This window comes from Pseudonocardia sp. DR1-2, from assembly GCF_023717215.1.
In the GTDB taxonomy this organism is placed as follows: Bacteria; Actinomycetota; Actinomycetes; order Mycobacteriales; family Pseudonocardiaceae; genus Pseudonocardia; species Pseudonocardia alni.
Map to the genome: position 1 here is coordinate 140,811 of NZ_JAMQOF010000012.1, position 10,532 is coordinate 151,342.

The window sequence follows — 10,532 nt, forward strand, 5'->3', positions numbered from 1 at the left end:
CCGATCGGTCAAGGGGCGGCGGGAACCGGCCCCACCGTTCCGGCCCCGGAACCGTAGCGGCCGGTGCCTCCTGCCTGTCGTTCGGCGAGCGCGAGCACGGTCGCGACCCGCCCGGCCCCGGTACCGACGCCGTCGACGGTGGCGAGCCGGCCCACCGGACCGGCCCCGGACGAGCGGGCGGCGGCGACGGCCGAACCGTCCGCGGCGTCCCGCCCGGCCAGCACGGCTCCCGCGCCACGACGGTCGAGCTCCGCGGCCAGTGCCGCCGCGGTGGACGCCGAGGCGCCGGCGTCCACACCGGAGTACGCGGCACCGGTGACGACGACGGCCACCCGCCCGGCCGCGGGACCGCCCTGCGGTGCCTCGGCGAAGCCGCCGCCGGCGAGCCCGGCGAGCACCGCGCCGGCCCCGTCCGGGGCGGGTGCGGGACCGTCGGGCGGGGCCAGCAGCGCGGAGCCGAGCAGGCCCCCGGCGAGCGCACCGGCGTCGGTGGCGGTGGGGAGCTGGGCCCCCGACGGCAGCAGCCGTGCGGACAGGTCGCGCAGCTGGTCGGCGCGGGCCGGGTCGGTGACGGCCGGGGTGAGCACGACCTCCCCCGCGACGCTGCCCCCCGCGGCGACGACGAGCTCCGCGACCGCGCGCGTGTCGGCCGGGTCGGCACCGAGCGCCACGACGGTCACGGGCACCCCGGTGAGCTTCCCGCGCACCAGATCGGGTCCGACGCGGCCGGCGAACTCGTCACTGGCGTGCAGCTGCGCGGCCAGGGTGTCGCGTTCGACGCTCAGCCGGGCGGTCTCGCCCGTGTCCGTCTCCGAGGCCGCGACGTCGGCGATGCGCTGCGGCAGCCCGACGACGGCGAGGACGAACCCGGCCGCGAGGGCCAGCACGAACACCGCGACCAGGGCGATGCGGTGGTGGCGCCGCGAGATCACGCCGGGAGCCATCCGGCGACCAGGGCCCGCACGCTCTCCAGCACGCCACGCAGCCACTCCAGCACCGCGGGGCCGCCGCCGGACACGAGCACGGCGACGACGACCGCGACCACCGCGGCCGCGATGAGCAGCAGCAGCGGCGCGAACGAGGTCCGGCTCCGGTACATCTGGGCGATCATCGCGCCGTCGACGACGCTGCCCCCCGCCTGCAGCCGGGTCAGGAACGTCGAGGCGTTGCTGCCCGACCGCCCGCGGTCGAGGAACTCCCCCATCGACGCCGACAGCCCGACCGTGACGATCATCGAGGCGCCGCGGTGGTGGGCGAGCAGCAGGGCGAGGTCCTCGGGGTTGGCCATCGACGGGAACGTCACGGCGCTGGCGCCCAGGTCCTGCACACGGTGCAGCCCCGGGGCGTGCCCGTCGGGGAAGGCCGGGACGACGACGTCGGCGCCGCTGGTCAGCGCCTGGTTCGACACCTCGGACGGGTCGGCGACGATGAGGTCCGGGCGGTGGCGCGCGTTGAGCAGCGCGTCCGCGCCCGCCCCGACGCCGACGAGCACCGGCCGGTACTCCTTGATGTAGGTCTTGAGCCGCTTCAGCACGGCGAGGTGCTCGAACCCGGCGGCGACGACGAGCACCGGCCGCCCGTCGAGGGCGACGTCGACCTCGGGGACGCCGTGCCCGTCGAGGAGCAGTGAGCGCTCGCGGCGCATGAACTCGATGGTGTTCGCGGCGAACGCCTCGAGCTGGTGGGTCAGGCCCTGCTTGGCCTCGTCCAGGGCGTCGGCGACGGTGTCCTCGGTCTGCTCGCGGCCCTCGCACAGCGGCTGTTCGCCGGTGTAGAGCACGCCGTCGTGCAGCCGCACCCGGATGCCGTCCTTGACCGCGCGCAGGGTGTCGGGACCGCAGTCGTCGACGAGCGGGATGCCCGCCTCGACGAGCACCTGCGGGCCGAGGTTCGGGAACCGGCCGGAGATCGACGGGGCGGCGTTGACGACCGCGGCGACCCGGGCGGCGACGAGCGCGTCCGCGGTCGCCCGGTCCAGGTCGACCTGGTCGATCACGGCGATGTCGCCGGGGCGCAGGCGCCGGAGCACCGACTCGATGCGGCGGTCGGCGCGGGCCGGGCCGGTCAGGCCCGGCAGCTCCGGTCGGGAACGGTGCAGCAGGCCGGACAGCTTCATGTGGCGCACTGTGACAGGTGGGGCGTCCGTGACCACGCAGGCACGCCGCGCGAGACCGCGACGTCACCGGCCCGGACGATCCCCCGTCGCCCCCCGGGTGGCGGCGCCCGGAGCACCGCGCCGCTCACCCACAGCGACGGCAGGCCGCCCGGGCGGCCGTCGGCCGGGCCCGCTCAGCCGGCCCGGGCGACCCGGCGGCGCCGCGATGCGGCGGAGGGACGGCCCGCGGCAGCGTCCGGGTCGACGCCGCGGGAGTCGGTGCTGAGGGAGTCGGTGCTGCGCGGCCCGGGGACCGCACCCTCCGCCGGCGCGGTCGCGACGCCGGTGTCCGTGTCCGTGTCCGTGTCCTGCACGGTCCGGCCGCGCCGGGACCGCGCGCGACGCGACCGGGCCTCGGCGAGGTCCGCGGGCCGTGCCGCCGCGCGGTCGGCCTCCCGGTGCGCGGTCGCGGCGCTGAGCAGCTCCTCCGCGTGCGCGCGGCCGGTGTCGGTGTCGTCCATCCCGGCCAGCATCCGTGCCAGCTCCCCGGTGCGTTCCTCCTCGGTGAGCCGCCGCACGCTGGAGCGGGTGACCCCCGCCCCGGACGCCTTCTGCACCACGAGGTGCCGGTCGGCGTACGCCGCGACCTGCGGCAGGTGGGTGACGACGATGACCTGGTGGCGGGCCGCGAGCTGCGCGAGCCGGCGGCCGATCTCCACCGCGGCCCGGCCGCCGACGCCGGCGTCGACCTCGTCGAACACCATGGTCGGCACCGGGTCGGCCCCGGCGAGCGCGACCTCCAGGGCCAGCATGACCCGGGACAGCTCACCGCCGGAGGCGCCCTTGTGCAGCGGCTGGGCCACCGCCCCGGCGTGCGGGACGAGCCGGATCTCGACCTCGTCGACGCCGCTGGACCCGGCCTGGCAGCGCCGCCCGCCGACCTCGAGCACCGGCCCGGTGTCGGCGGCGGGCCGCGGCTGCACGCCGACCTGCAGCGTCGCGTCCTTCATGGCGAGCCCGGCGAGTTCCGCCGTGGTCGCCTCGGCCAGCCGGGACGCGGCGGCGGTGCGCGCCGCGGTGACCGCGGCGGCGTGACCGGCCAGCTCACCGGCGAGCGCGTCACGACGGGCCGACAGCTCGGCGAGCGCCTCGTCGGAGGTGTCGAGCCCGGACAGCCGCTCGCGGGCGGTGTCCGCCCAGGCCAGCACGCCGTCGGTGTCCGCCGCGTACTTGCGGGTGAGCGCCTTGAGCTCGGCCTGGCGGGTCAGGACGCGGGACAGCAGCTCGGGGTCGGCGTCGAGCCGGTCGAGGTAGCCGCTCAGCTCGGCCGCGGCGTCGGCGAGCACCGCGATGGCCTCGGTGAGGCGCGGGCCGAGCTCCTCCAGCGCGGGGTCGCCGCTGCCCTCGGCGAGCCCCTTGGCCTGCCCGGCGAGCCCGACCGCGCCGGGGGCCTCGCCGTCGTCCGACCCGGACAGGGCGAGGTGTGCGCTCTCGGCGGCGGCTCGCAGGTCGTCGGCCTCGGCCATCCGGCGGGCCTGTTCGACGAGCTCGCGGTCCTCACCGGGCTGCGGGTCGGCGGCCTCGATCTCGGCGAGACCGTGGCGCAGCAGGTCCGCCTCCTGGGCGAGCCGGCGGGCGTTGTCCCGCCGCTCGGCGAGCTCGGTGACCACCTGCAGCCACTCGGTGCGCACCGTCCGGTAGGCGGCCAGCGGGACGGCGACGGGGTCCCCGGCGAAGCGGTCGAGCAGGGCCCGCTGGTCGGAGCCGCGCAGCAGCCGCAGCTGGTCGTTCTGTCCGTGCACGGCGAGCTGGGTCTCGGCGAGCCTGCCCAGCACCCCGTTGGGCACCGACCGGCCGCCCAGGTGGGCCCGGGAGCGCCCGTCGGCCGACACGGTGCGAGCCGCGATCAGCGACCCGTCGTCGTCGGCCTCGGCGCCCACCTCCTCGGCCAGTTCCAGCGCCCCCGGCGAGGCCGCGAACCGGCCCTCGACGACGGCGCGGCGCGCCCCGGCCGACACCCGCGAGGACTCCGCGCGGCCACCGCCGAGGAGGTTCAGCCCGGTCACGACCATGGTCTTCCCGGCGCCGGTCTCACCGGTGAGCACGGTCAGGCCCGGGTCGAGCTCCAGGGTCGCGTCGTCGATCACGCCGAGGCCCTGGATCCGCATCTCGGACAACATGCGTGGGACCATACGTTCGAACACCGACAGCGTTCGAGCCCCGACACGCGAACGGCACCGAACGGATGTTCCCGTGCGCCGAACGGTCGATCAGGTGTTCGAACCCGGTGGCTGGGTCCGGGCCCCGCGCCAGCCCCGGACGGGCAGGTCGAACTTGCGGACGAGCCGGTCGGCGAAGGGCTGCGCGGCCAGGCGCACCATCCGCACGGGCTCCGACGCGCGGCGCAGCTCCACCCGGGCCCCGGGCGGCACCGCGACGGTGCGACGGCCGTCGCAGTCCAGCACGGCGGACGGGCCGTCGGCGGACACCTCGATCGCGACGGTGCTCTCCGGCGCGATCACCATCGGCCGGGCGAACAGGGCGTGTGCGTTGCTGGGGACCACCAGCAGTGCCTGCACCTGCGGCCAGATCAGCGGCCCGCCCGCGGAGAAGGCGTAGGCGGTGGAGCCGGTCGGGGTGGAGCAGAGCACCCCGTCGCAGCCGAAGGAGGACACCGGGCGACCGTCGACCTCGAGGACGACCTCGAGGATGCGGCCGCGGGTGGTCTTCTCGACGACGGCCTCGTTCAGCGCCCACGCCCGGCCGAGCACCTGCCCGGCGGCGGTGACGACGGCCTCGAGGGTGGTCCGTTCCTCGACCTCGTAGTCGCCGTCGGCGAGCTTCTGCAGCGCCTCGGGCAGCGTGTCCTCCTCGGCCTCGGCGAGGAAGCCGACGTGGCCGAGGTTGACGCCCAGCAGGGGCACGCCGGCGTGGCGGGCGAGGTCGGCGGCGCGCAGCAGGGTGCCGTCACCGCCGAGCACCAGGACCGCCTCGGCGCCGCGGGCGCACTCGGGGCTCCCGGGGACCGGGACCGGCTCGTAGCCCGCCGGGACGTCGGGGTCCGCGGCGAGCTCGGCCCACTCGTCGGCGAGCACCCGGGTGCGCAGGCCGAGCCGCCCGAGCTCGCCCATCACGTGCAGCGCGGTCTTGCGGTTGGTGGGCCGCCCGGTGTGCAGGACCAGCAGGACGTCCCTCATGCGGGGCCGTCCGCGACCGCGGCGGCCAGCATCGGCGCGAGCTCGGGCTGCTCGGGGGCGCCGCCGGCCGGGCCGGCGGCGGGCCGGCGCAGGTGCAGGAAGTACTCGACGTTGCCCGACGGGCCGGGCAGCGGACTCGCGGTCGCGCCGAGGACGTGCAGCCCGGCTGCTGCGGCGGCGGTCGCGACCCCGTGCAGCGCCTCGGTGCGCAGGCCCGGGTCCCGTACGACCCCGCCGGAGCCGAGCCGGTCCTTCCCGACCTCGAACTGTGGTTTCACCATGGGCAGCAGGTCGCCTCCGGGCGCGGTGCAGGCGGCGAGGGCCGGCAGCACGGTGCGCAGCGAGATGAACGACAGGTCGGCGACGGTCAGGTCGACCGTCCCGCCGATCTGCTCCGGTTCGAGGGCCCGGACGTTGGTGCGGTCGTGCACGTGGACGCGCTCGTCGGACTGCAGCCGCCACACCAGCTGGCCGTACCCGACGTCGACGGCGACGACCTCGGCCGCCCCGCGGGTGAGCAGCACGTCGGTGAAGCCGCCGGTGGAGGCGCCGGCGTCGAGGCAGCGCCGCCCGGCGGGGTCGACGTCGGTGAACGCGTCGAGGGCGCCGAGCAGCTTCTTGGCACCGCGGGAGGCCCAGTCGGGTTCGCCGTCGTCGTCCGGGCGGACGAGGACGGGTGCGTCCCGGTCCACCACGGTGGCGGGCTTCGCCGCCGGCATGCCGTTGACGACGACCCGGCCTGCGGCGATCAGCTCGGCGGCCTGGCCGCGGGAGCGGGCGAGCTTGCGGCGGACGAGCTCGGCGTCCAGCCGGGCGCGGGTGGGGCCCATCGTCACTCCCGTTCCGAGCCGGCGCTCAGCGCGCGGCCGAGCGCGGCGTGCACCCGCTCGAACGCGGCCGGGTGCTCGGAGACCGGACGGTCGTCCAGCGCGTCGAGCGCCGCGACGGCCGCGTCGACCTCGGCACGCAGGGCCGCGACGGGGCGGTCCTGCTCGGGCCGCGGGTCGCCCGGACGGGGTCCGGGTGCGGGAACGCTCATGGATGATCTCCGGGGACGGGGTTCTGACGTCACGGTAGCCGACGGTCCCCACCGCGGCCGCGACGCGGCGTCACCGCCCTGGCCGCTCCGCCAGGCCGAGGTCCGCCAGTGCCGCGGCGGCGGCGGCACCGTCGGGGCGGACGTCGTGGACGCCCTGCTCCCAGGCCACCGCGCACAGGGCACGCAGCGCGTCCACCGTGGGTTCGGGCCCGTCCCCGTCGCCGGACAACACGAGCGTGCCGCCGTCGGCGCGGACGTCCCAGCCGGGCCGCGGCCCGGGGGCCAGCTCGTCCGGTGGGCGGGTGAGCGCGGCGAGGTCGGCGCCGATGTGGGTGGGCTGCAGCTCCGGGGCGGCGGCGAGCAGCTCCGCGGCGCCGCTGACCCCGGTCAGGACCATCAGCGACGGGGCGCTCATGGCGTTGGCACCCTCGATGTCGGTGTCGAGGCGGTCCCCGATGACGAGCGGGGCCCGCGCGTCGCCGCACCCCTCGCGGAGCAGCCGGGCGGCGGGCTTGCCCGCCACCTGCGGCCGCGCCCCGGTCGCCGTCCGCACGACCTGGACCATCGAGCCGTTGCCGGGCAGCGCCCCGCGCTCGGTGGGCAGGGTGGGATCGACGTTGGAGGCGACCCACAGTGCTCCGGCCCGGACGGCGACGACCGCCTCGGCCAGGATCCGCCACCCGGTGTCGGGCGAGTGCCCCTGGACGACGGCGTCCGCGCCCTCGGCGTCACCGACGACGGCGAGCCCGCGGGCCCGGACCTCGTCGGCCAGCGCCGACGTGCCGACGACCAGCACCCGCGCACCCGGCGGGAGCTGCTCGGCCAGCATCGCGGCCGCGGCCTGTGAGCTGGTGCGGACGTCCTCGACGCGCGCCGGGAAGCCGAGCTCGGCGAGGTGCGCCGCGACGTCGGCGGGGCTGCGCGAGGCGTTGTTGGTGACGTACACCGTGGGCACGCCGCGGTCCGCCGCCCCGCGCACCGCCTCGACGGCCCCCGGGACGACCTCGGGGCCCCGGTAGAGGGTGCCGTCGAGGTCGGCCAGGAGGACGTCGTGGCGGGACAGGAGGTCGTCGGTCACCGGTCGCCGGCCCCGGTGTCCCGGCCCTGCTGGTGGTCCGTGGCGGGAGCCGCCCCGGAGGCGTCCTGCTCCTCGGCCACGGCGCCTCCGTCGGTCGCGTCGGTGTCGCCGCGGACCTCGTCGGTCCCGTCGACGTCGGTCCCGTCGGCGCTCGGGGCGTCGGCCCCGGACGCATCGTCGGCGCAGGGGCCGCCGACCGCGCCGGCGTGGTCGTCGGCGTCGATCCGGCCGGACGGCGCCGGGGCGTCGGTGTGCGGCGCCTCGGCGTCGTCGTCGGCGGCCGGGGGCACGTCCTCCCAGCCGACGGAGAGCTCGTCGTCGGCGCCCTCGAGCTCGTCACCGGTCAGCTCGGCGATCCGCGCGGCGGCGTCGGTCTCCCGGTGCTGGTCGGCGTCGTGGGCGTGGACGAACCACTGCACGGCCTCCGACTCCCGGCCCGCGGCGAGCAGGTTGTCGGCGTAGGCGTAGAACAGTCGGGCGCTCCACGGATCGCGGCGGACCGGGTCGAGCTCGGGGACCTGGAGCCCGACGACGGCGGCGTCGGCCTCGCCCAGGTCGCGCCGGGCTCCCGCGGCGACGATGAGCAGCTCGATCCGCTCCTCGTGGCCGAGGTCGCGGGCCTCGGGGCTGCGGGCCAGGTCGAGAGCACGCTCGGGACGGCCGAGGGCGCGCTCGATGTCGGCCATGACGTGCACGTGCCCCGGTCCGCCGCCCATCCGGCGGGCGGCGCGGAACTCGCCGAGGGCCTCGTTCCACTCCCCCGCGTGGTAAGCGACGATGCCGGCGGCCTCCCGGACGACGGCGATCCGCGACGCCCGGCGCCGCGCGTAGCGCACGTGCTCGAGCGCCTGCACGGCGTCCTCGTCGACGAGCAGCCCCGCGGCGACGAGGTGCCGCGCCACGACCTCGGCGGTCTCCTTCTGGAGGCCGCGCAGGTCCCGGCGCACGCTCGGGTCGAGCTCGGCGGCCGTCACCGAGTCCGGCAGGTCCGGCTCGGCGACGAAGGTCCGCTCGGCCGACTCCGGGATCGCCCGTCGCGGACGGGCGTCGCGGTCACGGCGGTCGTCGCGGCCACGGTCGTCGCGGCCACGCTCGTTCCGGCCACGGTCGTCGCGCCTGCGGTAGTCACGGCCGGAGCGCGCGCCCCGGTCGTCCCGGCCACCACGCGGCCCACGGTCGTCACGCTCCCGGCGCGGGCCACGGTCGTCACGGTCACGGAGCGGGCGACGCTCGTCGCGCCCGATGGGACGCTCGGCACGGTCGGTGCGCGGACCGTCGACGGTGTCGCCGTCCGATCCGGTCGTGCCCGGGGCGGTCCCGGCGCGGTCGACGGCGTCGGCCCCGGTACCGGCCCCGCGGGCGTCGGTGACGGGGGTGTCGGTCCGGTCCCCGCTGCCGGACCGGGGTCCGTCGGGCGCGGTGCTGCCCGTGCCGACCGCGTCGTCGGTGGGCTCGTCGCGGGTGACCGGCGCGTCGGGCGCCTCCGCGGGCGGGGTCTCCCGAACCCGGGCAGGGGTGTCGGAGGCGGTTGCGCCGGTCGACGTGGCCGCCTCCCGTGTGTCGGTGGTCGACGGCGTGACGGCAGGCGCGTCACCGGCCGGCTCGGCCTGCACCGCGGCCGGCTGCGCGACGTCCCGGGGCTCGACGGCCGCGGATCGCTCGGCCGGGCGGTCGTGCGACGGGCGCTCCTCGCGGGCGCGGTACGCGCGGTCGTCCCGGTCCCGGGACGAGCTGCGCCGGTCGTCGCGATCGCGGGGCGCGCGGTCGTCACGGTTCCGGTAGGGACGGGCGCCACGGTCGTCGTCGCGATCGCGGGGCGCGCGGTCGTCACGGTTCCGGTAGGGACGGGCGCCACGGTCGTCGTCGCGCTGCGGACGGGGGCCACGGTCGTCACGGCCACCGAAGGAACGGCCGCCACGGTCGTCACGGTCCCGGGACGGGCGACCGGCCCGGCCGTCGCGATCACGGAACGAACGGCCACCGCGGTCGTCGTCGCGCTGCGGACGGGCGCCACGCTCGTCGCGGTCCCGGAAGGAACGGGCACCGCGGTCGCCGGACGGACGTCCCCCGCGGTCGTCACGGTCGCGGATCGAACGGCCACCGCGGTCGTCGTCGCGCTGCGGACGGGGGCCACGGTCGTCACGGCCACCGAAGGAACGGCCGCCGCGGTCGTCACGGTCACGGAAGGAGCGGGCACCACGGTCGTCACGGTCCCCGGAGGAGCGACCGCCACGGTCGTCACCGCCACGGAACGGACGGCTGCCACGGTCGTCGCCGCCACGGGCGGGACGGCGGTCGTCTCGGCCGCCGAAGGAGCGACCGTCACGGCCCCCGGACGGACGTTCCCCACGGTCGTCGCGACCGGGGAAGGAACGCCCGCCACGGTCCTCGCGACCGGAGAACGAGCGGCCACCACGGTCGTCACGGCCGGAGGAGGGACGACCGGCGCGGTCGTCGCGGTCCCGGTACGAGCGCCCGCCACGGTCGTCGTCGCGCTGCGGACGGGGGCCACGGTCGTCACGGTCACGGTAGGGACGGCGGTCGTCACGGCCCCCGGAGGGCCGGCCACCGCGGTCGTCGCGGCCACCCCGGAACGGGTCACGCCGGCCGGTGCCGCCGGAACGGCGGTCGTCGTCGCGGGCGGGACGACGGTCGTCGTCGCGACGCGGCCCGCGGTCGGAGCGGTCGTCGCCGCGGAAGCCGCTGTCGCGCCGGCCGGTGTCGCGTCCACCCCGGTCGGACCAGGAGCGGCCCTCGGTGCGGCGCTCGCCCGGACGTCCCCGGTCGTCGCGCGCACGGTCGCCGCCGCCACGGGTGCCCCGGTCGTCGCGACGCGTGCGGTCGTCGCCGTCGCGGCGCCGTCCCCGCTGGTCGTCACCGCGCGACCATCCCGACCCGCTGCGCGAACCGCGCTCCTCGCCTGCCCGGCCGTTGCCGGGACGTTCCCCGTCCGTCACGTGGTCAGGGTACAAACCAACACCGTCACTTCCGCGGTCGGCGACCGCACTGGGCGAACCGGTCCGCGCAGAGAGGCGGACACGGCTGCAGACATACGAAAAAGGGGAGTCCACAGCGGCTTCTACACCGTTGCGGACTCCCCTTTCAGAGGTTGAATGTCGGCGG

8 protein-coding genes are annotated in these 10,532 nt (G+C 77.4%); all 8 read right to left on the reverse strand.

Going from position 1 to position 10,532, the window contains the following annotated elements; genetic code table 11:
* Positions 1-8 precede the first annotated feature (8 nt).
* Complete coding sequence (locus ND486_RS27015) at positions 9-944, reverse strand: copper transporter (protein ID WP_251787147.1); 936 nt, start codon at positions 942-944, stop codon at positions 9-11.
* Positions 929-2,116 (reverse strand): putative cytokinetic ring protein SteA, encoded by a 1,188-nt coding sequence (steA, locus tag ND486_RS27020; RefSeq protein ID WP_251787148.1) that lies wholly within the window; start codon positions 2,114-2,116, stop codon positions 929-931. Before steA ends, ND486_RS27015 begins: the two co-directional genes overlap by 16 nt.
* Before the next feature lie 173 nt (positions 2,117-2,289).
* A complete protein-coding gene (gene recN, locus ND486_RS27025) occupies positions 2,290-4,275 on the reverse strand; it encodes a DNA repair protein RecN (protein ID WP_251787149.1) in 1,986 nt (661 codons plus the stop codon).
* A 90-nt stretch (positions 4,276-4,365) separates the two neighbouring features.
* Complete coding sequence (locus ND486_RS27030; protein WP_073575229.1) at positions 4,366-5,292, reverse strand: NAD kinase; 927 nt, start codon at positions 5,290-5,292, stop codon at positions 4,366-4,368.
* Entirely contained in the window at positions 5,289-6,122 is an 834-nt protein-coding gene (locus tag ND486_RS27035; RefSeq protein WP_251787150.1) for a TlyA family RNA methyltransferase, read from the reverse strand. The genes ND486_RS27030 and ND486_RS27035 overlap by 4 nt, the downstream gene beginning before the upstream one ends.
* A 2-nt stretch (positions 6,123-6,124) precedes the next feature.
* Positions 6,125-6,331 (reverse strand): hypothetical protein, encoded by a 207-nt coding sequence (locus ND486_RS27040; protein WP_062402852.1) that lies wholly within the window; start codon positions 6,329-6,331, stop codon positions 6,125-6,127.
* 70 nt (positions 6,332-6,401) lie between these two features.
* A complete protein-coding gene (locus ND486_RS27045) occupies positions 6,402-7,409 on the reverse strand; it encodes an HAD hydrolase-like protein (protein ID WP_251787151.1) in 1,008 nt (335 codons plus the stop codon).
* Complete coding sequence (locus tag ND486_RS27050; RefSeq protein ID WP_251787152.1) at positions 7,406-9,022, reverse strand: lipopolysaccharide assembly protein LapB; 1,617 nt, start codon at positions 9,020-9,022, stop codon at positions 7,406-7,408. The genes ND486_RS27045 and ND486_RS27050 overlap by 4 nt, the downstream gene beginning before the upstream one ends.
* Positions 9,023-10,532: the final 1,510 nt, after the last annotated feature.

Coding starts and splice junctions, on each gene's coding strand:
- ND486_RS27015 (WP_251787147.1), bottom strand. CDS start 944: ATGGCTCCCGGCGTGATCTCGCGGCGCCACCACCGCATCGCCCTGGTC.
- steA (WP_251787148.1), bottom strand. CDS start 2,116: ATGAAGCTGTCCGGCCTGCTGCACCGTTCCCGACCGGAGCTGCCGGGC.
- recN (WP_251787149.1), bottom strand. CDS start 4,275: ATGTTGTCCGAGATGCGGATCCAGGGCCTCGGCGTGATCGACGACGCG.
- ND486_RS27030 (WP_073575229.1), bottom strand. CDS start 5,292: ATGAGGGACGTCCTGCTGGTCCTGCACACCGGGCGGCCCACCAACCGC.
- ND486_RS27035 (WP_251787150.1), bottom strand. CDS start 6,122: ATGGGCCCCACCCGCGCCCGGCTGGACGCCGAGCTCGTCCGCCGCAAG.
- ND486_RS27040 (WP_062402852.1), bottom strand. CDS start 6,331: ATGAGCGTTCCCGCACCCGGACCCCGTCCGGGCGACCCGCGGCCCGAG.